The sequence below is a fragment of the Blastomonas sp. SL216 genome, assembly GCA_026625625.1.
Taxonomy (GTDB): domain Bacteria; phylum Pseudomonadota; class Alphaproteobacteria; order Sphingomonadales; family Sphingomonadaceae; genus Blastomonas.
In genome coordinates this window covers 1047772-1073850 of the sequence record CP113055.1, presented here as the reverse complement: position 1 = coordinate 1073850, position 26079 = coordinate 1047772, and the positions used below count along the sequence as shown (strand labels likewise).

The 26079-nt window shown below is 63.7% G+C and carries 27 protein-coding genes; 17 read left to right on the top strand and 10 right to left on the bottom strand.

The annotated features are described in order from the left end of the window. Nucleotides 1–2: 2 nt before the first annotated feature. The 5 genes from OU999_05125 to OU999_05105 all read left to right on the top strand — a co-directional run bounded on the left by OU999_05125 (nt 3) and on the right by OU999_05105 (nt 3326). A complete protein-coding gene (locus OU999_05125) occupies nt 3–332 on the top strand; it encodes a hypothetical protein (protein WAC24574.1) in 330 nt (109 codons plus the stop codon). 25 nt (nt 333–357) lie between these two features. Next, on the top strand, nt 358–729 hold the full coding sequence (locus OU999_05120; GenBank protein WAC24573.1) for a type II toxin-antitoxin system VapC family toxin: 372 nt from the start codon (nt 358–360) through the stop codon (nt 727–729). A 185-nt stretch (nt 730–914) separates the two neighbouring features. After that, nucleotides 915–1811 (top strand): hypothetical protein, encoded by an 897-nt coding sequence (locus OU999_05115; GenBank protein ID WAC24572.1) that lies wholly within the window; start codon nt 915–917, stop codon nt 1809–1811. Then, a complete protein-coding gene (locus OU999_05110) occupies nt 1808–2587 on the top strand; it encodes a polyphosphate kinase (GenBank protein ID WAC24571.1) in 780 nt (259 codons plus the stop codon). The genes OU999_05115 and OU999_05110 overlap by 4 nt, the downstream gene beginning before the upstream one ends. Before the next feature lie 172 nt (nt 2588–2759). Then, nucleotides 2760–3326, top strand: coding sequence for a hypothetical protein (locus OU999_05105; GenBank protein ID WAC24570.1), 567 nt, complete (start codon nt 2760–2762; stop codon nt 3324–3326). A gap of 10 nt (nt 3327–3336) precedes the next feature. Here the strand turns inward: OU999_05105 and OU999_05100 are convergent, their stop codons facing one another. From OU999_05100 to OU999_05085, 4 genes are all read right to left on the bottom strand, one after another. Next, nucleotides 3337–4425: a PA0069 family radical SAM protein gene (locus OU999_05100; protein WAC24569.1), complete on the bottom strand. Its 1089-nt coding sequence runs from the start codon at nt 4423–4425 to the stop codon at nt 3337–3339. Between the two features lie 99 nt (nt 4426–4524). Then, the gene (gene moaB / locus OU999_05095) at nt 4525–5052 is read right to left on the bottom strand and encodes a molybdenum cofactor biosynthesis protein B (GenBank protein ID WAC24568.1); all 528 of its coding nucleotides are present in this window, start codon (nt 5050–5052) and stop codon (nt 4525–4527) included. A gap of 3 nt (nt 5053–5055) precedes the next feature. Next, a complete protein-coding gene (locus tag OU999_05090) occupies nt 5056–6810 on the bottom strand; it encodes a lytic transglycosylase domain-containing protein (GenBank protein WAC24567.1) in 1755 nt (584 codons plus the stop codon). Nucleotides 6811–6814: 4 nt separating this feature from the next. Continuing rightward, nucleotides 6815–7396 (bottom strand): hypothetical protein, encoded by a 582-nt coding sequence (locus OU999_05085; GenBank protein ID WAC24566.1) that lies wholly within the window; start codon nt 7394–7396, stop codon nt 6815–6817. Nucleotides 7397–7703: 307 nt separating this feature from the next. On the opposite strand from OU999_05085, the gene OU999_05080 reads away from it, so the two are divergent. Genes OU999_05080 through OU999_05050 form a run of 7 tightly spaced genes read left to right on the top strand, consistent with a single transcriptional unit; the run spans nt 7704 to nt 15762 of the window. After that, nucleotides 7704–9356, top strand: coding sequence for an electron transfer flavoprotein-ubiquinone oxidoreductase (locus OU999_05080; protein WAC24565.1), 1653 nt, complete (start codon nt 7704–7706; stop codon nt 9354–9356). Between the two features lie 54 nt (nt 9357–9410). Then, nucleotides 9411–10289, top strand: coding sequence for a 4-(cytidine 5'-diphospho)-2-C-methyl-D-erythritol kinase (locus tag OU999_05075; GenBank protein WAC24564.1), 879 nt, complete (start codon nt 9411–9413; stop codon nt 10287–10289). Beyond that, nucleotides 10286–11020 (top strand): N-formylglutamate amidohydrolase, encoded by a 735-nt coding sequence (locus tag OU999_05070; GenBank protein WAC24563.1) that lies wholly within the window; start codon nt 10286–10288, stop codon nt 11018–11020. Before OU999_05075 ends, OU999_05070 begins: the two co-directional genes overlap by 4 nt. A gap of 44 nt (nt 11021–11064) precedes the next feature. After that, nucleotides 11065–12786, top strand: coding sequence for a dihydroxy-acid dehydratase (gene ilvD / locus OU999_05065; GenBank protein WAC24562.1), 1722 nt, complete (start codon nt 11065–11067; stop codon nt 12784–12786). After that, nucleotides 12773–13150 (top strand): hypothetical protein, encoded by a 378-nt coding sequence (locus OU999_05060; protein ID WAC24561.1) that lies wholly within the window; start codon nt 12773–12775, stop codon nt 13148–13150. The genes ilvD and OU999_05060 overlap by 14 nt, the downstream gene beginning before the upstream one ends. Nucleotides 13151–13163: 13 nt before the next feature. Continuing rightward, a complete protein-coding gene (locus OU999_05055; protein WAC24560.1) occupies nt 13164–14567 on the top strand; it encodes an NAD(P)H-hydrate dehydratase in 1404 nt (467 codons plus the stop codon). Continuing rightward, the gene (locus OU999_05050) at nt 14557–15762 is read left to right on the top strand and encodes a class I SAM-dependent RNA methyltransferase (protein WAC24559.1); all 1206 of its coding nucleotides are present in this window, start codon (nt 14557–14559) and stop codon (nt 15760–15762) included. The genes OU999_05055 and OU999_05050 overlap by 11 nt, the downstream gene beginning before the upstream one ends. Here OU999_05050 and OU999_05045 read toward each other — a convergent pair. From OU999_05045 to OU999_05020, 6 genes are all read right to left on the bottom strand, one after another. Beyond that, nucleotides 15753–16736 (bottom strand): carbon-nitrogen hydrolase family protein, encoded by a 984-nt coding sequence (locus OU999_05045; GenBank protein WAC24558.1) that lies wholly within the window; start codon nt 16734–16736, stop codon nt 15753–15755. The genes OU999_05050 and OU999_05045 overlap by 10 nt on opposite strands. Then, nucleotides 16729–17172 carry an MAPEG family protein gene (locus tag OU999_05040; GenBank protein ID WAC24557.1) on the bottom strand — a complete coding sequence of 148 codons (444 nt, stop codon included), beginning with the start codon at nt 17170–17172 and terminating at the stop codon, nt 16729–16731. The genes OU999_05045 and OU999_05040 overlap by 8 nt, the downstream gene beginning before the upstream one ends. 13 nt (nt 17173–17185) lie before the next feature. Further along, nucleotides 17186–17614 carry an MAPEG family protein gene (locus tag OU999_05035; GenBank protein ID WAC24556.1) on the bottom strand — a complete coding sequence of 143 codons (429 nt, stop codon included), beginning with the start codon at nt 17612–17614 and terminating at the stop codon, nt 17186–17188. 79 nt (nt 17615–17693) lie between these two features. Beyond that, on the bottom strand, nt 17694–18887 hold the full coding sequence (locus OU999_05030; protein WAC24555.1) for a type III PLP-dependent enzyme: 1194 nt from the start codon (nt 18885–18887) through the stop codon (nt 17694–17696). A 132-nt stretch (nt 18888–19019) separates the two neighbouring features. Further along, nucleotides 19020–20192: a carboxynorspermidine decarboxylase gene (locus OU999_05025; GenBank protein WAC24554.1), complete on the bottom strand. Its 1173-nt coding sequence runs from the start codon at nt 20190–20192 to the stop codon at nt 19020–19022. A gap of 137 nt (nt 20193–20329) precedes the next feature. Then, nucleotides 20330–21535 carry a saccharopine dehydrogenase family protein gene (locus OU999_05020; GenBank protein ID WAC24553.1) on the bottom strand — a complete coding sequence of 402 codons (1206 nt, stop codon included), beginning with the start codon at nt 21533–21535 and terminating at the stop codon, nt 20330–20332. A 57-nt stretch (nt 21536–21592) separates the two neighbouring features. Between OU999_05020 and OU999_05015 the strand changes: the two genes are divergently transcribed. From OU999_05015 to OU999_04995, 5 genes are all read left to right on the top strand, one after another. Beyond that, the gene (locus OU999_05015) at nt 21593–22576 is read left to right on the top strand and encodes a threonine/serine dehydratase (GenBank protein ID WAC24552.1); all 984 of its coding nucleotides are present in this window, start codon (nt 21593–21595) and stop codon (nt 22574–22576) included. Further along, nucleotides 22536–23150, top strand: coding sequence for a sigma-70 family RNA polymerase sigma factor (locus OU999_05010; protein WAC24551.1), 615 nt, complete (start codon nt 22536–22538; stop codon nt 23148–23150). The genes OU999_05015 and OU999_05010 overlap by 41 nt, the downstream gene beginning before the upstream one ends. 4 nt (nt 23151–23154) lie before the next feature. Further along, entirely contained in the window at nt 23155–23868 is a 714-nt protein-coding gene (locus tag OU999_05005; GenBank protein WAC24550.1) for an anti-sigma factor, read from the top strand. 205 nt (nt 23869–24073) lie between these two features. Continuing rightward, nucleotides 24074–24658 (top strand): fasciclin domain-containing protein, encoded by a 585-nt coding sequence (locus tag OU999_05000; GenBank protein WAC24549.1) that lies wholly within the window; start codon nt 24074–24076, stop codon nt 24656–24658. Nucleotides 24659–24845: 187 nt separating this feature from the next. Continuing rightward, nucleotides 24846–26063, top strand: coding sequence for a DUF3419 family protein (locus tag OU999_04995; protein ID WAC24548.1), 1218 nt, complete (start codon nt 24846–24848; stop codon nt 26061–26063). The last annotated feature ends 16 nt before the right edge of the window (nt 26064–26079 follow it).

The window sequence follows — 26079 nt, the reverse complement described above, 5'->3', positions numbered from 1 at the left end:
ACGTGACCATCGCGCTGGACGACGAGACGCATCGGTTCGCCCGCATTCGCGCGGCCGAGCTGGGCACGCCGCTGTCCGCCATGGTCAAGGCGTATCTGCAGGGCATCGCCACCGGCGGCAGCCCTGTGCCAGCGCCGGAACCCGGAATGCGCGAAATGTCGGTGCCCTTTGTAGTGGCCCCCTCAGAGGGTTTCGTACCGCTGAAAAAGCCCCGGCAACCCGGTGCGCTGCGGGGGAAGATCCATATGGCCGATGACTTCCATGAAACGCCGCAATGGCTGATTGACGCCATGGAGGGCAAGGATAGCGACAAACCCTGGCCTCAGGGTTGATCGGGCTGCCCGGCAGATGCGTTTGATGCTCGATACCCATGTGCTGCTATGGTGGCTGCAGGACAGCCCCCGGCTTGGTCAGATGGCACGATTGCTGATTGCCGACCCCGATCATCAGCTGATGGTCAGCATCGCCTCCCCCTTGGGAGATTGCGGTGAAGCACCGGATCGGCAAGGTGGCGGAAAGCGGCGCGGTGGTGATGGCCGCGATGGGCGACCAGGGATCAGCCTGCTCGATCTCCATCCGGCCCATATGCGCGTGCTGGAGGCCATGCCGCCAATCCACCGTGATCCGTTCGACCACCTCATCATTGCCCATGCACTGGCCGAGCAATGCGCCGTCATCACCGACGATGCCGCTTTTCCTCCTTACGGCGTCCGCTGCATCCCCGCCTGAAACCTGGCCTGCCAGTGACCGGTCGCACAGCTTTGCCGCATGACTTGGGCAAGGATTGTGTTACATTTCAACAGAATCGCGCTGCGTCAGCCGCGCAAGCATATGGGGCGTCGCTCATGGGGACAAATTTCGGCGCACGCGCATGGCGCGCGTGCTTGGCGATAGTGCTGGTTGCAGGGCCATTCATGGGATCCGCCCAGGCTGAAACGCTGACGATCGATGCGCTCTACCCGGCGCGCGACCGCGATGCCGCGCAGGTCGGGTCGCTGGTGGTCGAACGGTTCGGCGGTCGCGATGGCGGCGAACTGTCCTTCGCGCTGGAAGGCGTACTGGCCGAGGTCACCGTTTATGGCCAGCCTTATTTCAAGGTCGTCGCCGAACGCTCGAGCGCGCCGGCTGACGCGATCCTGTCCGGCATCGCCAATGCGCAGGTGCAAAATCAGCCGGTTGAAGAGAACCGCAAGGAATGCGTGGAGCGCGATGACAACGACAAGTGCGTGCGCGAGGAGAACGTCAAGATCCGCTGCCAGCGTCGTGTCGTGTCGCTCAACCCCTCGCTGCGCATGGCGCGGATCGATGACGGGGCGGTCATCTACCAGCGGCAGATTTTCCAGAGCGACCAGGTGGTGGTCTGTCCCGATCGCCAGGCCAGCCGCAGCCTGGCCGATACGGTCTCGTTCCTCATCCAGAATGTGGCAGATGAGGTTCGATCGGATATCGCGCCCGATTTCCGCAGCGATGCCATCCGCGTGCTTGAAGGGCGCAAGGGGCTGGACAAGGACCAATCCAACCGCTTCCGCGATGCGCTCAAGGCGACGTTCCGCAATCCGCAGGCCGCGTGCGACATCTGGCAGGCGCTGGATGGCGAGGCGCCGGGGCAGAGTTCGGTCGTCTTCAACCTTGCCCTGTGCGCCGAACAGCGCGGCGAGCTGGACGAGGCGGTCACCCGCTATCGCCAGGCCCAGACGCTGCTGCCCCGCGAACCTGCGATCCGTGCAGCCTTTGACCGCATCGCCGCGCGTCAGGCGGCCGAGGCAGATTATGGCGCCCGCGAGGCGCGATTGGGGGGAAGCGGATCATGAGCATCAAGCTGGGCGACTATGAAAAGGGCGAGAGCTTCGATGGCGATTATGATGCCATGCTGAAGGCGCTGCAGGAGCGGCTGTCGCACGCGCATGCGCGGCATATCGTGCACGGCCACCGCGCGATCATCGTGATGGAGGGCTGGGATGCGGCGGGCAAGGGCGGGATCATCAAGCGGATGACCGCCGAATGGGACCCGCGCTATTTCCAGGTCTGGCCGATCAGTGCGCCGACGCCTTATGAAAAGGACCGGCACTTCCTCTGGCGCTTCTGGCAGAAGCTGCCGGGGGCGCGCGAAATCTGCGTCTTCGACCGCTCCTGGTATGGCCGCGTTCTGGTCGAGCGGGTCGAGCAGTTCGCCAGCGAGCGCGAATGGAAGCGCGGCTATGACGAGATCAATGAGTTCGAGGCACAGCAGGCCGATGCCGGCACCGCGATCATCAAGGTCTTTTTGCACGTGACCCAGAGCACCCAGGACAAGCGCCTGGCCGATCGGCTGTCGGTGCCCGAAAAGCGCTGGAAGGTGACGGCGGATGATTTCCGCAACCGGGCCAGACGCGCGGATTATCTCGACGCGATGCACGACATGTTCCGCCAGACCGACACCCGCTGGGCCCCCTGGAAGGTGTTCGACGGCAACAGCAAGAAAGCGGCGCGCATCGCGGTGCTGACCCACATCGCCGAGCGGCTGGAAGCCAGCGTTCCCAAATCGCTGCCCGATCCGGACCCCGCGCTGGTGGCCATGGCGAAAGAGGCGTTCGGTTATAAGGGGTGAGCGAGACCAGCCAGCGACAATGGATCAAGCTTGGTAGCCAATCTGCCGACAAAGCTCGCAGTGAGTAATGTCGTTTACCGGTAATCAGAAGACAATGGATGCCGCCTAAATCCCTAAATATGGGGAGAATTATGCCGTTGAAAATGATCTTGGGCTGTTGAATAAGTCAGCCATGAAAAAATTCGTGCCATTGTTGCTGGTCTTGATAGCCAATACCGCACCAGAACCTGCCTCCCAAGGCATTACATATGATTGCGATACTGCTTCGGGCCACTTTTCGTCGCTGGTTTTGCCGGTCCCTCCGGGCAGTTTTACTGTGCAAGGCAAAGTCCAGCCCCGGGCATTGGCAGATATTGGCAAATGGACCCCGGCAACGCGTCTGACCATTGTCAGCCGTCTGGCCGATGCCGGAGCTGTGCCAGATGATGGTGCGGGTTTCACTATCTTGGCGCTGCCGGCCAAGATGATCGACAAACGCGCCGGGAAGGGCATTGTTCAATTCGTGAAATGGCAGGAAAATCAGGCCGGCAAACAGACCGAGTCCGAGCCTTTCGCCATTCAACCGGCAATGCAGGCAATGGACTTCAGTTTGCGCTACGATGGAAAGGCGGTTGCCATGGCCATCGGTGGCGCTGAAACCAGGGTTGCCGTCAGCAAACCCATGTCTGCGGTGAGGATCATCTGCTCCACGGGCGAATTCCTCTACACCGATTTGATGATCACACCCGGCAGCCAATAGCCTCATCCACTCAAAAAAGTTCCCCCTGCATCCCGTCGGCGGGCGGTCGGAAGTTTGCGGTTTGCAGCAGCCATTTGTGCTGGTTCAGCCCTGCGCGCTTGACCGCCAGGCGAAAGCGGGTGCGGATCAAGTCCGCCCAGGGACCGATCCCACGCATGCGCGAGCCGAAATCCGGATCATTGTCTCGGCCGCCACGCATCTGCTGGATGATGGCCATGACCTTGGCGGCGCGATCGGGGAAATGGGCGTCGAGCCAGGCGCGGAACAGCGGTGCTACCTCGTGGGGCAGCCGGACAGGGATATAGGAGGCGGACAGCGCGCCGGCCTCTGCGCCTGCAGCGACCAGGGCCTCGATCTCGTGGTCGGTGATCGCCGGGATGACGGGCGACACGTTGATATGAACGGGCACCCCCGCCTCGGCCAGCGCCCGGATGGCGGCGAGGCGCTTGCGCGGTGTGGCGGCCCTTGGTTCGAGCGTGCGCGCCATGGCCCCGTCCAGCGACGTGACCGATAACGCGATGGCGACCAGATCGTGCCGCGCCATCTCTGTCAGCAGGCCCAGATCACCCAGCACCCGGTCGGACTTGGTGGTGATCGATACCGGATTGCGTGCCTCCAGGCACACCTCCAGGATGGACCGGGTGATGCGGTACTCGCCCTCAATTGGCTGATAGGGATCGGTGTTGGTGCCGAGCGCAATCACCTGGGGCACATAACCGGGCTTGCGCAGCGTCGCGCGGAGCAGTTTGGCCGCATCGGGCTTGGCAAACAGGCGGCTTTCGAAATCTAGCCCTGGCGACAGGTCCAGCCAGGCATGGGTGGGCCGCGCATAGCAATAGATGCAGCCATGCTCGCAGCCGCGATAGGCGTTGATCGACTGGTCGAACGGCAGATCGGGCGACGTGTTGCGCGAGATGATCGAACGAGGGTGCTCAATGGTAACGGTTGTTCGCAGCGGCGGTGGATCGTCGTCAATGGCACTGCGCTGGTCGAGCCACTCGCCATCGGCTTCGCGCACCGGCAGGTTGAAGCGCGCGGACTCGCGGTTCAGGGGTGCACCACGGCCTTTGACCGGGGGAAGGGGCGGGTTCGCAGCCATTCGCCCACACTAGAACATATTAAGAACAAATGCCAGCGATCGTGTGTTCGGTCAAGCTGGAGCGCGAGCGCGAGCGCTGTAACTGCTCGGCCGTTGGGCCTATTTCTCGCGCAATCTCGGCATCAGTTCGATGAAATTGCAGGGCCGGTTGCGGCTGTCGAGCTGTTCGTTGAGAATGCCGTTCCAGCCATCCTTCACCGCGCCGTTCGAGCCGGGTAGCGCGAAGATATAGGTGCCACGCGAGAGCACGGCACACGCGCGCGACTGGACGGTGCTGGTGCCGATGGTCTGATAGCTGAGCCAGCGGAACATCTCGCCAAAGCCCGGGATGTCCTTTTCCTTCACCCGGTCGAGCGCTTCGGGCGTGATATCGCGCCCCGTCAGCCCGGTGCCGCCGGTAGAGATGATCGCGTCGATTTCCGGATCATCGATCCAGTTGTTCAGCCGAACGACGAGCCGCTCGACATCATCCCGCTCGATCGCGCGGGTGACCAGCTTGTGGCCCTTGCCGGTGATCAGCCCGGCCAGGATATCGCCCGATGTGTCGTCGGCGGCGGTGCGCGTGTCCGATACGGTCAGCAGCGCGATGTTGATGGGCTTGAAGACCCGCGATTCGTCAATGGCCATCGCTCAGTTGTGCTGCACCGTGTCGAGCCGGACAAGCTCTATACCGCCTGCATGCGGGAAACGCGGCCACATTCCCTGGGCCAGCCCGGTGGCGCTCTTCGAGGCTATGCCGGCCTGCTTCTCGTACATCCAGTAATTGCGCAGGATGATGCCGACATAGGCGCGCGTTTCCCAATAGGGGATGGATTCGATGAACAGCAGCGGATCGCCATTGTCGCGCACCTTCTCGTTCCAGCGGCTGACCGGCAGCGGGCCCGCATTATAGGCGGCGATGATCTTGGGCAGCAGGCCCTGGGTTTCGGGCCGGGTGTTGAGGAATTCGAGATAGCGCTGGCCATATTCGAGGTTCACCGCAGGCTGGTACAGCGCGCCCGCATCGAGCGACTGACCGCGCGCGCGCGCCATGTCCTGCGCGGTGCCGGGACGGACCTGCATCAGGCCGCGTGCATCGGCAGGGCTGCGCGCATCGCTGCGGAAGTTCGATTCCTGCAGCGTGTGCGCATAGACCAGCGCAGGATCGACACGCCAGCCTTCCAGCGGCACCCAGCGCGGCGAGGGGAAGCGGGCAAAGCTGTCCGGGCGGTTGCCCTGCGGTCCGTTATGCGCCAGCCACATCTGCGTCTGCGGCATGGAAAGATCGCGCGCAAGCCGCAGCATCGCATCATGCGCGCTGTCTCCGGCAATCTGCGCCTCATGGCGAAGCACCTGATCGGCCAATGTCGATTCGCCGATCTGCCCCAGCGCAATCGCGCGGCGGATATTGGGGCGATCCTTCAGCGTCTTCCAGTCGCCATCGCTGAAATCGGGCGCGCGCACCGACGCATCGGCCAGGCCGAGCTGTTCAGCAGCAAGCACGCCATAAAGCGTTTCGCCATACTGGCTGGCGGCGCGCAGATTCGCCTGGACCAGGTCGGGACGTCGGCAGCGGGTGGCGGCGCGCGAGGCCCAGTAATAGCCGGCGGCACGCTGTTCCTCGTTCCAGGCGTTGGCGGCAGCGCCTTCAAAGCCCTGCAGCGCGGCACCGCAATTGCCCAGCCGCCAGGCGGCAAGCCCAGCGGTCCAGTGCGCTTCGCCGAGCCATTCGCCCGAACCCAGCGTGGCGGCGCGCGCCGTGTCGAGCGCTTCCTGATCGCGATTTTCCAGATAATAGGACCAGGCCACGCGCTGCTGCAGCTCGGTGCGCGCCTGCGGGCTCAGGAAATCGGCCTGTTCGGCGAGCGCGGCCGCGGCCCCGGCGGGATCGTCAGCAACGATGCGTTCCTGGATTTTCGCGGCGAGCGAGGAGGGGACGGTGCCATCCGAGACGCTGCGCGGCTTGCCCCGGCGGGTGACCCCGGCAAAGCTTGCCATCCGCACCGTCTGCGGACGGTCGGGTAGGATCGTCGCGCCGCGCTTGGTGGCCAGCGTCGCCAGCCGCTCTGCATGCGGCAGTTCGGGCGCGGCGTTGAGCAGGCTGAGCAGCGGGCCCATCTCGACCCGGGGTGAGCTGGCAGCCAGGTACAGTTCGGCCCGGGCGATGTCGTGCAGCAGGCCCTTTTCGTGGCTGTCGAGCAGTTCCGACGCCTTGGTCCAGTTCTGGCCACGGATCGCGGCGAACACCTCAGTATAATATTGCCGGTCGGCGGTAGAGAGCAGATCGGGGACCTGGGTCTTGGCGACCCGGGTCGAGAAATAGCTATAGGATGTATCTTCGGCCAAGGCTGGCTGGCAGGAGATCAGGGCCGCACCCCCGGCGATGATCAGCGCTTTCTTCAGCAAGGTCTTACTCCACGAGCAGCTGCTGCCATTGCTGCCACGCCAGGTTTTTCTCTTGCGCGATGCGATGAAACATCAGGCTGAGCTTGCGCGTGACAACCGTTTTGACAGTTCGGCCACCATGGTTAAGAAAATGCAAATCGCTTGGGTTTTGCGATGGATCGTGTTTCAGCAGCGCTCTGGCGGTGTTTTCTCCCGCAACCACCAGCATTTCCGGGCCTACCAGGCCGATATGGTGATGCGCAATCTTCACCCAGGCAGCAAGGTGCGGAAGCGCGGCCTGGTTGTCCAGCACCAGCCGGGGAAAGAGCGAGGCGCGGTACACGGCATCGGGCGCAAAGCCGCAGGTGCGGGCGATATTGTCGAGCAGCCTGCCAGCCTGACCGGACAGGACATGGGCGCCGTCATCGCGCTCGGGCGCGCCAGTGATGATCATCAGCTTTGCGCCCTGGGCACCCATCGGCCCGATATGGTCGCCATGCCCGCCATCTGACGCCAGCGCACCATCGCGCCAGGCCGCCTGAAATGCTTCCAGCGTGTCTGGCAGGACGAGCGGTGCCGGGGCCGGAGCCGCGATGGCGGGCACCATGGCCTGAGCCGGGGCTGGAAGCGGCTGGGCTGCGCGGGGCGTTGTAGCCGCGCGCATGGGCTGAGCAGTTGGCGCATCATCGGCCAGCCAGTCATTGGGCGTGTCGGCAAAATCCCATTCGACCCCGGCGAGATGCCACCAGTCGACCAGGCTTTGCGCCTCGCGCAGGGGATCGGAAGCCTGGCTTAGCACGTTGAAACCCCAAAGCGGGTTGACTTGCGCGCTGTGGCGCTATTGGAGTGAACGGGAAGGTCCATGCAACACGCCTTATGGCACAGGGCCGGTCCGGAGCAACGGGGAACACAAGATGAGTGAACGCGAATCCATGCCATTTGACGTCGTGATTGTCGGCGCAGGCCCTGCCGGGCTTGCCGCGGCGATCCGGCTCAAACAGCTGGCTGCGGAAAACAACGCCGAGATCGAGGTCTGCGTTATCGAGAAGGGCTCGGAAGTCGGCGCGCACATCCTGTCGGGTGCGGTGTTCGATCCCAGGGCGCTGGACGAGCTGATCCCCGACTGGCGCGATCAGGACTGCCCGATGGCGGCAACGCCGGTGACCGAGAATCACCATTGGGTGCTGACCAAGAGCGCCAAGATGGCGATCCCGCACATTGCGACGCCTTCGTTCATGCACAACAAGGGCACCTACACCGGAAGCCTGGGCAATCTGTGCCGCTGGCTGGCCGAAAAGGCCGAAGAGCTCGAAGTGCAGATCTTCCCTGGCTTTGCCGCCGCCGAAATCCTGTACAATGAGGACGGCTCGATCAAGGGCGTGGCGACCGGTGACATGGGCATCGGCAAGGATGGCGAGCACAAGGCGGATTATACGCCGGGTCTGGAACTGCACGCCCGCTACACCTTCTTTGCCGAGGGCGCGCGCGGCCATCTGACCAAGATCCTCAAGCGCGAGTTCGACCTTGAAGCCAATTGCGAGCCCCAGGTTTACGGCATCGGCCTCAAGGAATTGTGGGACATTGACCCCAAGAAGCACGTCCCGGGCCGGGTGATCCACACCCAGGGCTGGCCGCTTGACGATGCATGGGGCGGCGGTTTCCTGTATCATCAGGCCAATGGCCAGGTGGCGCTCGGCTTCGTGGTCGCGCTATCCTACCAGAACCCGCATCTGTCGCCCTTCCAGGAATTCCAGCGCTGGAAGACGCATCCGGAAATCCGCAAGATTCTCGAGGGCGGCAAGCGCGTTTCCTACGGCGCGCGCGCGATCAACGAGGGCGGATGGCAGTCGGTACCCAAGCTGGCCTTCCCCGGCGGCGCTCTGATCGGCTGCAGCGCCGGCTTCGTCAACGTGCCCCGCATCAAGGGCAGCCATACCGCGATGAAGTCGGGCATGCTCGCCGCCGAGGCCGCGTTCCGCGCGATCCAGGCCGATCGCACGTCCGACGAGCTCGCCGATTATCAGGAAAATCTCAACGCGAGCTGGATCGCCGAAGAGCTCAAGAAGGTGCAGAATGTCGAGCCTTGCGTCGACAAGTTCGGCGGCACCATCGGCACGGTGCTGGGTGGTATCGACATGTGGATGCGCCAGTTGGGCATCGGCCTGCCGATCACGATGAAGCACGATCCCGACTACAAGCACATGGGCCGCGCGGACCTTTACAAGCCGATCGATTATCCCAAGCCCGATGGCGTGATCACCTTCGATCGCCTGTCCTCGGTGTTCCTGTCGAACACCAATCATGAGGAAGATCAGCCGGTCCATCTGCAGCTCAAGGACCCGAGCATTCCGATCCAGGTCAACCTGCCGCTCTATGACGAGCCTGCGCAGCGGTACTGCCCGGCGGGTGTCTACGAGGTGGTGGGCCAGGAGGAGGGCAATCCCCGCTTCCAGATCAACGCCCAGAACTGCGTCCACTGCAAGACCTGCGACATCAAGGAAATGAGCCAGAACATCAACTGGGTGGTGCCCGAAGGGGGCGGCGGCCCCAACTATCCCAATATGTAAGCGGTCCAAACCCTCTCCCGGCGGGAGAGGGGCTTTTCGCGGGAACCCTCACTGGTGCTGACCGAAACCGCTCATGCCAAGGTCAACCTCGCGCTGCACGTCCGGCGGCGGCGCGAGGATGGCTATCACGATCTCGAGAGCCTGTTCGTTTTCGTCGATACCGGCGACACGTTGCGCGCCCGTTCGCGCGACGATGGCGCGTTGATGCTCAGCATTGACGGGCCGTTTGCCGCCGGGCTCGACAACGGGCCAGAGAACCTGGTGCTGCGGGCAGCTGCATGCCTGGCCAGTTCGGTTCGCCCTCCGACTTCTGTCGAGAACGCGGACGGGGCGCGCGCGCGGCCTGGCGCAGATCTTTGCCTCACCAAGAATCTTCCGATCGCTTCGGGAATCGGCGGAGGCTCTGCCGATGCGGCCGCCGCGTTACGCCTGCTCAACCGGCTGTGGGACTGCCAACTGCCCGATAGCGCGCTTTGTGCCATGGCCGAGAACTTGGGTTCGGATATTCCCGCCTGTGTCGTCAGCCGCACCCTGCGCGTCGAGGGAAGGGGGGAGGCGCTGGAACCGCTGGACCTTCCCGGCATCAGCGGTGCCGCGATCCTGCTGGTCAATCCGGGCATCCCGCTCGGCACGGCGCCGGTGTTCAAGGGATGGGACCGGGTCGATCGCGGGGCGCTGGACAGTTCCAGTCTTGACGCCATCATCCACGATGGCCGCAACGATCTCGAGGCATCGGCGCGCGGCTTGGTGCCGCAGATCGGCGTGGTGCTCGACCGGCTGGCTGACATCCCCGGCATCACGCTGTCGCGCATGTCGGGCAGCGGTGCGACCTGCTTTGGCCTGTTCGAGTCCATGCAAGCCTGCAGGGCCGCCGAGGCGGTGATCGCGGCTGAACAACCGGGCTGGTGGACCATGTCAGGATCGCTGCGATGAATGGCTTTCAACCCTATGAAATTATTGCGCCGGTTACAGGCGCACCCGGCGAATCGATTGTGATTGTTGCCGATCATGCCAGCAACCATGTGCCCGAAGGCGTCAATCTGGGCGTCGCCCCCGACGTGATGACGCAGCATGTCGCGATCGATATCGGGGTCGCAGAGGTCACGCGGCGGCTGTGCGAGCAGATCGGTTGCGGCGCGGTGCTGGCGGGCGTGTCGCGGCTCGTGATCGATTTCAACCGGGAAGAGGACGCACCGGGGCTGATCCCGCTTTCGAGCGATGGTATTCCCATTCCCGGCAATCATGGCGTCGATGCAGAGGCGCGGCTCGCAGCCTATTACCGGCCCTATCATGACGCCGTGGCGCACATGCTGGCGGGCATGGCACAGCCGTTCATCCTGTCGCTGCACAGCTTCACGCCGCGTCTGGCCAGCCGGCCCGACGAGGCGCGCCCCTGGGATATGGGCATCCTGTACAATCGCGACGATCGCGCCGCGCGCATCGCCATCCCGGCCTTGCAGGCAGCGGGGCTCAATGTCGGCGATCAGCTGCCCTATTCGGGCACGCTGCTCAACGCGACGATGAACCGCCATGCGGAAACGCCCGGGCGGGTGTATCTTGGCATCGAGATGCGGCAGGACCATGTCGGCGATGCGCAAGGTGCTGCCCGGATGGCGGAGATATTGGCGCCGGTTGTGCTGGCATGCCGCAATAGCCTTGCGTAACGCGCGCGTTTTTGGAAAGAGCGCGGCGACAGAAAGGCCCTGACATGACATATTCGTTCGACAAGTCGAAACTGCCCAGCCGCCACGTTTCGGTGGGTCCGGAGCGCGCTCCGCACCGCAGCTATTATTATGCCATGGGTCTGACCGAGGAAGAAATCGCCCGGCCCTTCGTCGGCATCGCGAGCGCCGGCAATGACAGCGCCCCGTGTAACACCACGCTGAATGCCCAGGCCGATGTCTGCCGCGATGGCGTGAACAATGCAGGCGGCATGCCGCGCCGGTTCAATACCATCACCGTCACCGATGGTATTGCCATGGGCCATCAGGGGATGAAAAGCTCGCTGGTGAGCCGTGAGGTCATCGCGGACTCTATCGAACTGTCGATGCGCGGCCATTGCTACGACGCGCTGATCGGCTTTGCCGGATGCGACAAGTCCTTGCCCGGCATGATGATGGCGATGCTGCGGCTCAATGTTCCGTCGATCTTTGTCTATGGCGGGTCGATCCTGCCGGGCCAGTATGACGGCCGCGACGTCACGGTGAAGGACGTGTTCGAAGCCGTTGGCAAGCACGCGGCAGGCAATTGTCCGCTCAAGGACCTGATCGCGCTGGAAAAGGTGGCCTGTCCCGGTCACGGCGCGTGCGGCGGCCAGTATACCGCCAACACGATGGCGTGCGTCGGCGAGGCGATCGGCCTGTCGCTGCCAAACAGCAACATGATGCCCGCACCCTATGCCAATCGCGCCGAGATCGCGGTGGCGGCGGGCGAACAGGTGATGGAACTGCTCGCAAAGAATATCAGGCCGCGTGACATTTGTACCCGCGAAGCCTTTGAAAATGCTGCACGTGTTGTCGCCGCGACCGGCGGGTCGACCAATGCCGGCCTGCATCTTCCCGCGATGGCGAGCGAGGCGGGAATCTCGTTCGATCTGTTCGACGTTGCCGAGATCTTCAAGACGACGCCCTATATCGCGGATCTCCAGCCCGGTGGACGCTATGTCGCGCGCGACATGTACGAGGCGGGCGGCGTCTATATGCTGATGAAGACGCTGCTGGAAAACGGCCTGCTGCACGGCGACTGCATGACCGTGACCGGCAGGACGCTGGGCGAGAATATCGATGAGGTCACCTGGAACCCGGACCAGAAGGTCATCTACGACGTAAAGACGCCGATCACCCCGACCGGGGGTGTCGTCGGCCTCAAGGGTTCGCTTGCGCCCGAAGGCGCGATCGTCAAGGTCGCGGGGATGAGCAAGCTGAAGTTCCGCGGCCCCGCCCAGGTGTTCGATTGCGAGGAAGACTGTTTCGCGGCGGTCGAGGCACGGCAAATCCGCGAGGGATCGGTCATCGTCATCCGCTATGAAGGCCCCAAGGGCGGCCCCGGCATGCGCGAGATGCTGTCCACCACCGCGGCGCTCTATGGCCAGGGCATGGGCGAGAGCGTGGCGCTGATCACCGATGGCCGCTTCTCGGGCGCGACACGCGGCTTCTGCATCGGCCATGTCGGTCCGGAAGCGGCGGACTGCGGCCCGATCGCGCTGGTAGAGGATGGCGATATCATCGAGATCGATGCCGAAACCGGCACCATCGACCTGCATGTCGATGGCGCCGTGCTGGCCGAGCGGCGCAAGGCCTGGCAGCCGCGCACCAGTGATTACCAGTCTGGGGCCTTGTGGCGCTATGCGCAGAATGTCGGCCCTGCGAGCAAGGGCGCGGTGACGCATCCTGGCGCTCAGGCGGAAAAGCATGTCTATGCGGATATCTGACAGCCTGATCCTGGTTGCAGGTCTGGCGCTGCTGTCTGGCTGTTCGAGCGAGCCTGCTGCCGATCCGCTGGCGACAGGCGATGACAGCCGCGTCTCCTGCGCGCTGTCGGGCGAGACCGAGTTTACCGACAAATGCGATGTCGAACGCGTCCAGAATGGCGACCGGCGCGAGCTGGTGATGCGCCATCCCGACGGCGGTTTTCGCCGGTTCGAGATCGTGACCGACGGGCGCGGGCTGGTGTCTGCCGATGGTGCCGAAGAGGCAGTGGTGACGCCGCTGGCCGATGGCCGCATCCAGCTTTCGGTCGGTGATGATCGTTACCGCATTCCGGCCACGATCCGGCCCGGCGCGGGCGGTGGTTGACGGGGCTTCAGCCGTGCTGACGGTCGCCGAGATGGTGGCGGCCGAACAGGCAGTGTTTGACAGCGGCGTCTCGGTCGATGCGCTGATGCAGCGCGCGGGCGAGGGCGCTGGCGCAATGATCTGGCGCATCGGCGGCACAGCGCCGACGCTCGTGTTGTGCGGTCCCGGCAATAATGGCGGTGATGGCTATGTAATCGCAGAGTTTTTGCGTTCGAAGGGCGTGCCTGTGACAGTTGCGGCGCTTTGCGATCCGCGCACCGACGCCGCACGCAACGCGCGGGCGCTTTATCGTGGCGCGGTGATCAATCTGGCCGATGCGCAGCCCACGGTCCAGCTGGTGGATTGCCTGTTCGGCAGCGGGCTGACACGGCCGCTCGATGCGCCGCTGTGGGAGCGCTTTTCTCGTCTGGTCAACGCGGCCCAGCGTAGTTTTGCCGTTGATCTGCCGAGCGGTGCGGATGCCGATTATGCGGTATGGCTGAATGCACCGCTGCGCTTTGACCATGTGCTGGCGTTGGGCGCGTTCAAATATGCGAATTTGCTGGAACCGGTGGCGAGCGATTGCGGCGCGTTGAGCCTGGTCGAGATTGGCGTCGACTCCAGCGCCATCCCGGTCCGAAGGATCGCTAGGCCGCAGATTACGCCACCCGATTCGACATCGCACAAATACCGGCGCGGGCTGGTGACGGTGCTGGTCGGCGAGATGCCCGGCGCAGCACTGCTTGCGGCCCATGCTGCGCAGGGTGCTGGCGCAGGCTATGTAAAGCTGATCGGAGTGGGCGCGCCGCCGCCGCTGCTCCCCGCCGATATCGTATGGCAGCGCGCGGACGATGCGGCATCGGTGCTGCAGGCGCTGGCAGATGCGCGGATCGGCGCGGTCGTGGTCGGGCCTGGCCTGGGACGGTCGTCCGGTTCGGCCGCGCTGCTCGCCGCTGCCCTTGCCAGCGACCATCCGCTGGTGATCGATGCCGATGCCCTGCACCTGCTCCCCAGCCAGCGCGAGGCTATGCAGAAGCGTACCCCGCCGGTGCTGCTGACACCGCATCACGGCGAGTTCGAGGTGCTGGCAGCGGGCCTCAGCCTTGTTTCGGAAAACAAGGTCATCCGGGCACAGCAACTTGCCGCCGAACTAGGCGCATTCGTGCTCTACAAGGGGGCAGACAGCATCATGGCGGCGCCCGATGGCCGGGCCGTGCTGGCCGACCGGCGCTGCTCGTGGTTGTCCGTCGCGGGGACCGGCGATGTGCTCTCCGGGTGTATGGCTGCGCGGTTGGCGGGACATGGGAAAGCGTTCGACGCCATGACCGAGGCGGTATGGCTGCATGACCGCGCGGCGCGTCTTGCCGGGCCTTCTTTTGCCGCGCTGCAATTGGCGGCGGCGCTGCCGCGCGCGATGGAGGCCTGTCTTGAGCGATGAACTGATCGTCCGGATCGCGGCGCGTGGCGATGGTGTCACCGCGTCGGGCCGTCATGTCGCCGGAGCGGCTCCCGGGGACACGATCGCGCCCGATGGGAGTATCATGCCGGGGCCACATCACGTCACACCGCCATGCCCGCATTTCGGGCCGTGCGGAGGTTGCCAGCTGCAGCATCTGGACGAGGCGGCGCTGGCCGAATTCGTGCGCGATCGGGTAACAGGGCCGCTGGCTGCCAAGGCTATTTTCGCGCGCGATGTGCGCGCCGTGCACCTTTCCCCCCCGCGCAGCCGCCGGCGCGCCTCGCTGCGCTTTGTGCGCAAGGGCGGGCGGGTGACCCTGGGTTTTGCCGGGCAGGGTAGCCACCAGCTGTTCGATATCCGCGCCTGCGAGATCGTGACGCCAAGACTGCATGACGTCATGATGGCGGTGCGCGGGTTGATCGCGAAATGGCCCGAATCCAGGGTTTCAGGGCAGGTCGAGCTGGCCGAGATCGACCAGGGCGTCGATGTGCTGCTCACCGGCCTCGTGCCGTCTTCGCTGGCCAGCCACGAATTGCTCGCCGAATTCGCCAAGGTTCATGCGCTCGCGAGGCTGTCGATCGACCAGGGCTTCGGCCCGGAAACCCAATATGAGCCCGTTCCCGCGACGGTCAGCTTCAGTGAGGTTCCGGTGCGCTTTCCGCATGCAAGCTTTCTCCAGGCAACGCGCGATGGCGAGGCGGCGCTTGCCGCCGCGGCGCGCGAGGCGCTCGATGGCTGCCGGATGATTGCCGACCTGTTTGCGGGACTGGGCAGCTTTGCGCTGCAGCTCGGCGCGCCTGGACGCCGCATCTATGCCGCAGAGGCGGCGCGCGATGCCATCCTGGCGCTCAAGACCGCCGCCGATGCGCGCCAGCTGCCGGTGTTCATCGAACATCGCGACCTGTTCCGCAATCCGGTGCAGCGCGACATGCTCGACCGATTTGACGGGCTGGTGCTCGATCCGCCGCGCGCCGGGGCGGAGGAACAGGTGGTGGCCATCGCCGGCTCGCGCCTGAAGCGCCTCTGCTATGTCAGCTGCAACCCGGCCACCTTCGCCCGCGATGCGCGCATCCTGTGTGACGCAGGCTTCGTGCTCGACACGCTATGGCCCGTCGGCCAGTTCCGCTGGTCGACGCATGTCGAACTCGCCAGCCTGTTCGTTCGTCAGGACTGATCGCCCCAGGTTACGCCGGTTTGCGGGCGCGTATCGACCCGAAGCTCGAACACATCGGGCCGGGCATAATGGCCATCGGTATCGAGCGACGTCAGCCCTTGGTTGATCTGGTCGAGATCGAGATCGGCGACCAGTGTTTCCGACGCGCTGCCAGCCTGGGCCAATATCGTGGCATCGGAGGCGATGATCATGCTGCCGCCGAACTGGAGCTGGCCATCGGGCATTGCCTCGATCAATCCCTGCGCGGCTGATCGCGCTTCCGGCGCCATCCGGCATTGATCCAGCCCCAGCAGCATATCGTCCCGGGACTGGATCGTACCCGCAGCCAGAACGAAACAGCGCCCCTCGAAGGCATAGTGGCGCGACGCCATGGCATAGGTCTCGCGCACGGTGGGCCAGGCGGCGATGTGGACCGTTTCCCCCTGGTTGTGCATCGCAGCCCGGGCGAGCGGCATCCAGTGCTCCCAGCAGATCAGGCTGCCCACTGGGCCGATGGCGTCATCGTCATGCACGCGAAGCGTCGAACCATCGCCGCGTCCCCAGATCAGGCGCTCGCCATGGGTGGGGACCAGCTTGCGATGGATCAGCGGCGGTTGACCGGGTCGCAGCAGCAACTGGCAGTTGTACAGGCTCGAACGGACCCGCTCATGTGCGCCGATACTGATGAGTATGCGCGAACGATCGACCAGCTCCTGCACGGGCGAAAGCCGGGGATCGCCGATACGGACAGCTTCGTCGAGCAGCACGGCATGCAGGGCGCGCGTTCCGGGATGGTCCCACAGCGCCGCGCCGGGTGCCTCGTCGAGCCAGAGCGGGTAGCCGCCCAGAAATGTCTCGCCAAACGCGATAATGTGAGCGCCCTGGTCCAGCGCCGGTTCGATCAACCCCGGCAGGGCCGCGATCCCGGCGGTGACTGCCAATGGCACAGGCGCTGCCTGTACCACGGCAGCGCGGACGCAGCGACCATCAGCCATGCAGATGCAGGTCGAAGATCGGGATGGCGGCGTGGAAGATCAGCACCATCAGGCACAGGCTGGACGAGGCGAACAGCAGAAAGCGGATCGCGACCCGGTTGACCGTTACCTGCACCAGGCTGTGGGCGATGCGCAGCGCAACATAGAGCCATGCGACCATCACATTCATGCCTTCGCCATGCCCGATAACGGCCAGCACGATGCACACTGCATAAAAGATCATCGGTTCGTCGAGCAGATGATTGTAATTATGAGCTTTCCATTGAACGCTGGCGGGCAGGACGGCGTCCAGATCCTTGCCGGTGCCGCCCTTCAGATTGGCGACATCGATCTTCGCCTGCTGCATCGCCGGGATACGGGTGACGTACATCCACAGCCAGATGACCATGGTCCAGGCAAGAAGGATGACGACGGGCTGCAATATGGACTGAATCATGATGCTGTCTCCGTTACAGCGTGGCGAGAAGTGCGCGGATGGCGAGCACGATGAGACACAGGGTGGAAGCCAGGAACAGGAGGAAGCGGATTTGCACCTTGTTGACAGTGGCCTGCCAGATGCTGTGGACGATGCGGATCAGCGCATAGCCCCAGGCAAGCGCCACGTTGATGGTGTCACCACCGGCACCGGCCAGGGCCACGATTGCGATCGTCGCGTAAAAGATGGTCGGCTGTTCCATCAGATGCGCATAATTGTGCGATTTCCACGCGACCTGCGGCGGAAGCGCCGGATCGAGATCGCTGCCACGGCCGCCTACGGCCTTGGAAATATCGATGCCCAGTTTCTTGGCATTGGGAAGCCGGGTGCCCGCCATCCAGAACAGCATGACAAGCGACCAGAGCACCAGCACAGCGGCTGGCGTCAGAACATTGGCAGACATTTGCAGTTTCCTCCCCTGCTTTTGCGGGAGGAAACTGCGTCAGCCCTGATAGATTGTCAATCGCAACTGATTGTGGCGATCAGCGGTTGATGCTGACCACATTATCCGCGCGCCAGTGCGGGCGGGCCTCGCCGGTGTACATCGACTGCATCGGCTCGTCGGCGACGGTATAATGCTCGCTCACGCCGAAGCCGTTGAAGCCGGTGCGCATCGCGGCACCATAAGCGCCGATCATACCGATCTCGATATAATCGCCGGCCTTAATGTCCGCAGGCAGCGGGAAGGGACCGGCCATATAGTCGATGTCATCGCAGGTCGGGCCGAAGAAGCTGAAATCCTCGGTCGTGCTGCTGCGCTGGTTGCCCAGATACCGGACCGGAAAACGCCAGCCGATATGCGCGGCATCGAACAGCGCGCCGTAAGCGCCATCGTTGATGTACAGCTCCTCGCCGCGGCGACGGTCGACGCGCACGATGATCGAGTTGTATTCGGCGCACAGCGCGCGGCCAGGCTCGCACCACAATTCCGCCGAATAGCTGATCGGCAGGCTTTCGAAGGTGCGCTCGATGATCGCGAAATAGTCTTCCAGCGGCGGGGGCTGCATGCCTGGATAGGCCGACGGGAAGCCGCCGCCGACATCGATGACGTCTACGGTGACCGATGCATCCACAATTGCCGCGCGGACACGGTCCAGCGCCTGCACATAGGCATGCGGGCTCATCGCCTGGCTGCCGACATGGAAGCAGATACCAAGGCTGTCGGCTGCCTGACGGGTGGCCATCAGCAGGTCGCGGGCATCGGTCAACTCGGTACCGAACTTGGACGCGAGGCTCAGTTCCGAATGCTCGGACGAGACGCGCAGCCGCACGCACAGCGTCAGATCATCGGGCGCGCCGGTGGCGGCAACGATCTTGTCGAGCTCTTCGCGGCTGTCGAGCGAGAACACGCGCACGCCGTGGATGTGATAGGCTTCGGCAATGGCTTCGGGGGTCTTGACCGGGTGCATGAAGCACAGGGTCGCATCGGGGAGCGTGCCGGCGACCAGCCGCACCTCGGCGATCGAGGCAACGTCGTAATGCGTGATTCCCGCACTCCACAGCACGCGCAGCAGATCGGGCGACGGATTCGCCTTGACCGCGTAAAGCGACTTGCCAGGAAAGCGATCAACAAAGAACTTAGCCGCGCGGGTGGCCGCTTGCGGACGGTTCAGCGTAACCGGTTGTGCCGGGTTCAGAGCCTGAATCAGCTCCAGCGCATCAAGATATTCGTGCAACTCAAGGGACCCCCAAAAAAACAGTCAAACAACAAGGCTGCCTTGCGGTTATTGGAAGTCCCCCTGGGGCAGCGGACCGTCGAAATAGGGTCCACAGCCCCCTGTGTAAAGGGAAAAATTATCACCGGTTTCTTAACCGAGCCGGTCCCGAAATGTCTCATATCCGAACGAGGCTATCTCGCGCAGGCTGTCGTCATCGCTGTTCCACAGCCAGATCGAAGGCAGCGGTACACCATTGAAAGTGTTGGTCTTTACCATGGAATAATGCGCCTGGTCGAGAAAGGCGAAGCGCTGCCCCGGCTCAAGCGGGACGGGCAGGCCATAGTCGCCGATAATGTCTCCGGCGAGGCACGACGGCCCGCCGAGCCGTATCAGCTCTGCGTCAGACCGTTCGTCAAGCATCGCGGGGCGATAGGGTGCCTCGATGACATCGGGCATGTGGCAGGTGGCCGAGATATCGGTGATTCCCACCTTCATGCCATTGTCAAACACATCGAGCAGCTCGCCGACCAGAATGCCGGCATCGAGCGCGACTGCCTCGCCGGGCTCGAGATAGATTTCGCACCCTGTGCGCGCCTTGACCGCGATCAGGAACTCGACCAGCTCTTCGCGCTGATAATCGGCACGCGTGATATGGTGTCCGCCGCCAAAATTCAGCCATTTCAAGTGGTTGAAATAGGGTTCCAGCAACGGTTCTAGCTTGGCCCAGATCTGCTGCAGCGGCACCAGATCCTGCTCGCACAGCGAATGGAAATGGATGCCGGATACGCCCTCCAGATGTTCTGGTCGCAGTTGGTCGATCGGATGACCCAGCCGGCTGTGCGGCTGGCTGGGGTCGTATTTCGCCGTCTCGCCCAGCGGCAGGGCCGGGTTGATGCGCAGGCCGATGTCGAAGCTCTGACCCGCGGCGCGTGCTTCGGCGATGAGCGGGGCGAATCGTGCGATCTGACCGGGGCTGTTGAAGATGACATGGTCCGACAGCGTCAGGATCTCGCGCAGGTCTTCGGCCTTGTATCCGGCGCAATAGGTCGCGATCTCGCCATGATAGTGATGCGACGCCAGCCGCGCCTCCCACAGGCCAGACGAGCAGGTGCCGTCGAGATAGTCGCTGACCACATCGCCCAGCTGCCAGAACGAGAATGCCTTGAGCGCGGCGAGCATCTTGATGCCTGCGCGGTCGCGGACATCGGCGAGCACCGCCAGGTTGCGCCGCACCGCAGCCTCGTCCACGACAAAGGCGGGCGAGGGAACGCGGTTCAGGTCGAAATGCCGAAAGGCACCGGGATCACCGGCCTTGGTTTCCATTAAATCACTCCCTCTGCCCTTAACGGGAAAGGGTCGGGGAGAGGGGAATACCCGCTCACCGACCCAGGTCATCGCAGTTGACTGCGCAGCCCCTCTTCTAACTCTCTCCCTCGCAGGAGAGAGGGCTTTTGGTTGCATCAGAACGCCAGCGGCGCGTCCAGTTCCTTCACCTGCCAGGGCAGGCCGTGCTGGTTGAGCATGTCCATGAACGGATCGGGATCGAACTGTTCGATGTTGAACACGCCTTCTCCCTTCCACGCGCCGGTCAGGATCATCGCCGCGCCGATCATCGCCGGAACGCCGGTGGTGTAGCTCACCGCCTGGTTGCCGGTTTCGGCAAAGGCCTCTTCGTGATCGCAGATATTGTAGACGTAGACGGTCTTTTCCTGGCCGTCCTTCACGCCGGTCGCGATGTCGCCGATATTGGTCTTTCCCCTGGTCGTCTCGCCCAGCGAGGCGGGTTCGGGCAGCACCGCCTTGAGGAATTGCAGCGGGATGATCTCGCGGCCTTCGTACATCACCGGATCAATCCGGGTCATGCCGACATTCTGCAGCACTTCCAGATGCTTGAGATACGCATCTCCAAAGGTCATCCAGAAGCGGATGCGCTTGATCTCGGGATAGTGCTTGGCAAGCGATTCCAGCTCCTCATGATACATGAGGTACATGTTCTTCTCGCCTACGCCCTCGAAATCGAAGACCTGCTTGTGGCTGAGCGCGGGGCCTTCGACCCACTGACCATCCGCCCAGTGACGCGACGGCGCGGTCACTTCGCGGATGTTGATCTCCGGATTGAAATTGGTCGCGAAATGCTGGCCATGGTCGCCGCCATTGCAGTCGAGAATGTCGAGCGTGTCGATCCGGTCGAGCAGGTGCTTCTTGATATAGCTGGCGAACACGCTGGTCACGCCCGGGTCGAAGCCCGAACCCAGCAGCGCCATCAGCCCTGCGTCCTTGAAGCGGTCGTGATAGGCCCATTGCCAGCCATATTCGAACTTCGCCTCGTCGCGCGGTTCGTAATTGGCGGTGTCCATGTAGTGCACGCCGGTCTTCAGGCAGGCATCCATGATGGCAAGGTCCTGATAGGGCAGGGCGAGGTTGCAGACGAGATCGGGCTTCACCCTCTCGATCAGCGCTGCGGTCGCTTCGACGTCATCGGCATCGACCTCGGCCGTGGCGATCTTCACGCCAGTGCGCTTCAGCACCGATTCGGCGATCGCGTCGCATTTGGCAATGCGGCGGCTGGCCAGCGTGATCTCACTGAAAATGCCGGTGTTCATCGCCATCTTGTGCACCGCGACCGAACCAACGCCGCCCGCACCGATAACCAGAATCTTGCCCAAAGCCGTGTCTTCCTTATTGCTGGAATTGCTGTCAGCGGGTGCATATAGAGGCTCTGCATGACAGAACCAAGTGATCCCCTATCCCCGGACCGCAAACCCAGCCGCGAAGGCATCGAGCGCGCCGCGAAGAAGATCTCGGCGATCCTGCCGCCGACGCCGCTGATGCCGCTCAAGCATGAGGGGATGACATTGTGGTGCAAGGCAGAATGCCTGCAACCCATCGGCGCGTTCAAGATCCGTGGCGCATGGCACCGATTGTCCGACCTCAGCGAGGAAGAGCGCGGGCGCGGCGTCGTGGCCTTTTCCAGCGGCAACCATGCACAGGGCGTCGCCTGGGCCGCGAAAAGGCTGGGGATTAGGGCGACCATCGTGATGCCCCTCGATGCGCCAAAGCGGAAAATCGATTCGACCCGCGGCTATGGGGCCGAGGTGATCACCTACGATCGCCGGACCGAGGACCGGGTCGCCATCGCCAACCGCATCGCCAGCGAAAGCGGCGCTGTCGTGGTACCCAGCTTCGACGATCCGTGGATCATCGAAGGCCAGGGCAGCACCGGGCTCGAAGCGCTGGTGCAGATCATCGCGCAGGCAGGCATCAATCCGCACCGTGTGGTATCGTGCTGCGGCGGCGGCGGACTTGCCGCCGGGATCGCGCTTGCCATGCCCGGCGCGAAGATGACCGTGGTCGAACCCGATGGCTGGGACGACATGGGTCGCTCGCTGCGCAAGGGAAAGATCTTGCCTGTCGAGCCTGACGCCCCGGACACGGTATGCGATGCGCTGCAGACACCGGTGGTCTCGCCGCTGACCTTCGACATCCTGAAGGAGCGCAAGGCCGATGCGGTCAGCGTATCCGATGAGGAAGTGTTCCGCGCGATGCGCCATGCGCACGAACGGCTGCGGCTGGTGCTGGAACCGGGCGGCGCGGTCGCGCTGGCGGCGGTGCTGGCGGGCAAGGTCGAAGTCGACGATCGCACATTGATCATCCTTTCGGGCGGCAATGTCGAACCGGCGCTGTTCTCGCGCGCTCTGGCATCGTGAGCCACAGGTGACACCAGCCAGCCTTGAACGCCGGGCCGATCTTCAGGCCGCACTGCTGCGGGTGGCGCAGCAGGACCGCGACGCTCTGCGTACGGTTTATGCAATGACGTCCGCGAAACTGCACGGCGTTTGCCTCCGTATCTGCATCGACAGGGGCGCGGCGGAGGACGTATTGCAGAACGTGTATCTGAAGGTGTGGCAGCGTGCCGGATCGTTTGATCCGGCCAAGGCGAGCGCCATCGCCTGGCTGTGCGCCATTGCACGCAATGCGGCGATCGATTGGCGTAGAAGCCAACGTTATGAAGATCCGCTGCCCGCCGACCTTGCCGAAACGCTTGTCGACGACGATGCCGACCCTTCGGCGGCATTGGCGCAGGATGGCGAGCGCGCGCAGATCTTTCGCTGCCTGGAAGAGCTGGAACCGGCGCGGGCCAGCGCGATCAAGGCAGGATTTTATCAGGGTCTCAGCTATCCCGAGATTGCCGAGGCGATGGACAAGCCGGTGGGCACCGTGAAAAGCTGGATTCGCCGGGGATTGATGCAGTTGAAGGAGTGCCTGTCGCGTGAGCAGTGATGCCATGCCTGACCGGTCTGCCATGGCCGCCGAACTCGCTCTGGGTCTGCTGGAAGGCGCCGAGCGGGCCGAAGCCTTGCGCCTGATGCTCGCCGATCCCGGCTTTGCGGCCGAGGTCGATGGCTGGCGCGCGCGGCTGGCCCCGCTGTACGATGGCTTTGCCGAAATGCCGGCACCTGCCGGTCTGATGGACCGGATCGACAGCCTGATTGACGCCGAACAGGCAGCCGAACGACCCGCTTCGGTGGTGCCGCTGGCGACAGTGCCGAGCGGCGGCGGCGGATGGAAATTCGCGACCTTCGCTGCATCGGCGGTCGCCGCCATGCTCGCACTGGCGCTGGTCTGGCCCAGCCCGGAGAACAAGCCGACGCCGCAGGGCAATCCGGACATGGCCGTCGCGCAGCTGACCGGGCCGATCGAAGGGCTGCTGCTCACCGCGCGCTATGACAGCCGCACCTCGCAGATGCTGGTGCGGGTCGAGGGCATGCCTGTCACCGATACCGAGCCCGAATTGTGGATCGTCCCCGCCGATGGCCAGCCGCGCCGCCTGGGCCGGCTGATGCGCGGTGGTGTGACGCGGATCGAGATTCCGGCAGGCCATCGCAAGTTCATCGATCCATTGAGCAACCTCATCCTGACGATGGAACCCAAGACGCTGCCCGATCCGGACAAGCCGAGCGCGCCCACCGTGGCGCAGGGGCGCCTGCAGCGGATCTGATCCAGGCTTCGCCCTGACCGTGTTGTTCGTCATTCCCGCGAACGCGGGAACCCCGCTTTTCAGCGAAGTTTGAAGAAAAACCGTAGGGGATTGCCCCCTATTCCACTTTTGTTAATCTCTGCCGCATCCGGCCCCGAACCGGCTCCGTAGCTGCTCCCGTATCCGGACTTCCCCATGAGGATACGACAGAATTACGGAGAAACTGATGCTGAAGACTCTTGCCCCCAGCCTTCTTGCCGCCACCGCAGCTGCGACCCTCGCGCTGGCCGGCCCTGCCATGGCCAACCACCACAAGGGTGGCCATGAGGGCCATTCGATGGTCGGTGGTGCTGCGATGTACCCTGCGAAGAACATCGTCGAGAATGCCAGCGCCGCACCGAACCTCAAGACCCTGGTGGCCGCCGTCAAGGCAGCTGGCCTGGTCGAGACGCTCGCCTCGCCCGGACCGTTCACCGTGTTTGCGCCTACAGATGACGCCTTTGCCAAGCTGCCCGCCGGCACCGTGGAAACGCTGGTGAAGCCGGAGAACAAGGCCACGCTGACCAAGATCCTCACCTATCATGTCGTCGCCGGCAAGGTGACCGCGGCCGATGTCGTCGCGCTCATCAAGAAGGGCGGTGGCAAGGCCCAGATCAAGACCGTGCAGGGTGGAACCCTCACAGCCTCGCTGCAGGGTCAAAATGTCGTCCTGACCGACGCGAAGGGCGGCAAGTCGATCGTAACCCAGACCGATGTCATGCAGAGCAACGGTGTGGTGCATGTGATCGACACCGTGGTGATGCCGGGCTGATCCCCTCCATTTTCCCGGCACATCACAGGCCCGCTGGTCCCCCCAGACCAGCGGGCCTTTTGATTCGATCCTCGCTGCATTGTGACAGCGATTGACGCGGTTCCGTCATGCACGGGTCACGCAACCGTCCTAGCGGCGCGATTGGAACGACCGTTTCACGCAACACTGGATGAGGGGGATGGGCAGCATGGCCGGACCGATGCGCAACACCAAGATCGTCGAAGCCGTCACGCAATCGGGCACGACGACAAAGCAGGGGCTTCTCGACCGTGCCTTTGCCTTCGCCTTCAAGGGCCTGGTCTATGCGCAGATATGGGAAGACCCGGTGGTCGACATGGAAGCGCTGCAGATCCAGCCCGACAGCCGCATCATCACCATCGCCTCGGGCGGCTGCAACGTCCTTTCCTATCTGGTCGCCGATCCGGCCCAGATCATCGCGGTCGACCTCAACACCGCGCATGTCGCCCTTGGCAAGCTGAAGATCGCGGCGGCAAAGCATCTGCCCGATCACGCGCATTTCCACCGCTTCTTTGCCGAAGCGGACAGCAAGCAGAATATCCGCGTCTACAACCAGCATATCCGCCCGCATCTCGATGAGACCAGCCGCCGCTATTGGGAAGGCCGCGATCTCGCCGGGCGTCGCCGGATTGGTGGCTTTGGCAGCGGCCTGTACAAGCGCGGACTGCTGGGTGGCTTTATCGGAACGGCGCATCTGCTCGCACGGCTCTACAAGATCGACCTGAAACGGATGCTGGGGGCACGGTCGCTCGAAGAGCAGCGTGCGATTTTCGAGCAGCATCTCGCGCCGGTGTTCGACAAGAAGTTCATCCGCTGGCTGACCGACCAGCCGCCCGCCCTGTTCGGTCTGGGCATCCCGCCGGCGCAGTTCGATGCGCTGGCTGGTGATGAGAAAATGGCCGATGTGCTGCGCAAGCGGCTCGAGAAGCTGGCGTGCGATTTCGAGATTCGCGAAAATTATTTCGCCTGGCAGGCCTTTGGCCGCGGCTATGGCAAGGGTCCGGACCAGCCGCTGCCGCCTTATCTGCAGGCGCAACATTACGATGCGGTGCAGGCCCGTGTCGACCGGGTAAGTTTCGAGCATGCCAATTTCGTCGAGCGACTTCAGGCCAGCGGCGATGCGAGCCTTGACCGCTATATCCTGCTCGACGCGCAGGACTGGATGAGCGACCAGCAGCTCACCACCCTGTGGTCCGAAATCACCCGCACCGCATGCCCCGGGGCCCGCGTGCTGTTCCGCACCGCAGCCGAGCCTAGCCTGCTGCCGGGCCGTATACCCGACGATCTGCTGGCCCGCTGGGATTATCGCGCGGATGAATCGCTCGGCTTCACCGCGCGGGACCGCTCCTCGATCTATGGCGGGGTGCATCTCTATGTCCTCAAATGAGGCGGGCGCATCTCAG

What these genes read in the sequence shown, in the direction of transcription:
- OU999_05120 (WAC24573.1), top strand. Translation starts at nt 358, where the DNA reads ATGCTCGATACCCATGTGCTGCTATGGTGGCTGCAGGACAGCCCCCGG.
- OU999_05115 (WAC24572.1), top strand. Translation starts at nt 915, where the DNA reads ATGGGATCCGCCCAGGCTGAAACGCTGACGATCGATGCGCTCTACCCG.
- OU999_05110 (WAC24571.1), top strand. Translation starts at nt 1,808, where the DNA reads ATGAGCATCAAGCTGGGCGACTATGAAAAGGGCGAGAGCTTCGATGGC.
- OU999_05105 (WAC24570.1), top strand. Translation starts at nt 2,760, where the DNA reads ATGAAAAAATTCGTGCCATTGTTGCTGGTCTTGATAGCCAATACCGCA.
- OU999_05100 (WAC24569.1), bottom strand. Translation starts at nt 4,425, where the DNA reads ATGGCTGCGAACCCGCCCCTTCCCCCGGTCAAAGGCCGTGGTGCACCC.
- moaB (WAC24568.1), bottom strand. Translation starts at nt 5,052, where the DNA reads ATGGCCATTGACGAATCGCGGGTCTTCAAGCCCATCAACATCGCGCTG.
- OU999_05085 (WAC24566.1), bottom strand. Translation starts at nt 7,396, where the DNA reads ATGGTGCCCGCCATCGCGGCTCCGGCCCCGGCACCGCTCGTCCTGCCA.
- OU999_05080 (WAC24565.1), top strand. Translation starts at nt 7,704, where the DNA reads ATGAGTGAACGCGAATCCATGCCATTTGACGTCGTGATTGTCGGCGCA.
- OU999_05070 (WAC24563.1), top strand. Translation starts at nt 10,286, where the DNA reads ATGAATGGCTTTCAACCCTATGAAATTATTGCGCCGGTTACAGGCGCA.
- ilvD (WAC24562.1), top strand. Translation starts at nt 11,065, where the DNA reads ATGACATATTCGTTCGACAAGTCGAAACTGCCCAGCCGCCACGTTTCG.
- OU999_05060 (WAC24561.1), top strand. Translation starts at nt 12,773, where the DNA reads ATGCGGATATCTGACAGCCTGATCCTGGTTGCAGGTCTGGCGCTGCTG.
- OU999_05045 (WAC24558.1), bottom strand. Translation starts at nt 16,736, where the DNA reads ATGGCTGATGGTCGCTGCGTCCGCGCTGCCGTGGTACAGGCAGCGCCT.
- OU999_05040 (WAC24557.1), bottom strand. Translation starts at nt 17,172, where the DNA reads ATGATTCAGTCCATATTGCAGCCCGTCGTCATCCTTCTTGCCTGGACC.
- OU999_05035 (WAC24556.1), bottom strand. Translation starts at nt 17,614, where the DNA reads ATGTCTGCCAATGTTCTGACGCCAGCCGCTGTGCTGGTGCTCTGGTCG.
- OU999_05025 (WAC24554.1), bottom strand. Translation starts at nt 20,192, where the DNA reads ATGGAAACCAAGGCCGGTGATCCCGGTGCCTTTCGGCATTTCGACCTG.
- OU999_05015 (WAC24552.1), top strand. Translation starts at nt 21,593, where the DNA reads ATGACAGAACCAAGTGATCCCCTATCCCCGGACCGCAAACCCAGCCGC.
- OU999_05010 (WAC24551.1), top strand. Translation starts at nt 22,536, where the DNA reads ATGTCGAACCGGCGCTGTTCTCGCGCGCTCTGGCATCGTGAGCCACAG.
- OU999_05005 (WAC24550.1), top strand. Translation starts at nt 23,155, where the DNA reads ATGCCTGACCGGTCTGCCATGGCCGCCGAACTCGCTCTGGGTCTGCTG.
- OU999_05000 (WAC24549.1), top strand. Translation starts at nt 24,074, where the DNA reads ATGCTGAAGACTCTTGCCCCCAGCCTTCTTGCCGCCACCGCAGCTGCG.
- OU999_04995 (WAC24548.1), top strand. Translation starts at nt 24,846, where the DNA reads ATGGCCGGACCGATGCGCAACACCAAGATCGTCGAAGCCGTCACGCAA.